The organism is Dellaglioa sp. CoH-55-MRSF-7 (genome assembly GCF_056782235.1).
In genome coordinates this window covers 1-391 of sequence record NZ_JBXAYI010000082.1, presented here as the reverse complement: position 1 = coordinate 391, position 391 = coordinate 1, and the positions used below count along the sequence as shown (strand labels likewise).

Sequence of the window (391 nt, the reverse complement as noted above, 5' to 3'; positions counted from 1 at the left end):
ACCGTGGAGTTCGAGGGCTCGCAGGATCGCGATGATAGAGTCACGATTTACACCGTCACCCTGAATCACACGCACGCTCGGATGGAGCACCTTGAAACCCTTGCTGTTGGTCGTGGTACCGAAGCTTTCGGCCAACGACTTTACACAGTACAGCACCACGGATACCGGATCGCCGGAGTCAGGGCGAATCACAACGCGCCCACCCTTCGACAAGACCTTATCCTTCAACTGCTTGCCCCAGATGTTGTCCACGGCATTGTAGATGTCGTAGGCATCCGAGACATATGCGTACACACGCCCCTCACCGCCGAACTGGTCGATCATGTTCGAGAAAGCGCGGGCCTCATTATCGCGGCCCCATGCAGTCACCGTGAAGTGCTCCATGGCCGGG

The 391-nt window shown here is 57.5% G+C and carries 1 pseudogene; it reads right to left on the bottom strand.

What is annotated here, in order from left to right:
* Window positions 1-391, bottom strand: a pseudogene (locus AC1RPU_RS07960) (nicotinate phosphoribosyltransferase); the annotation flags it as partial.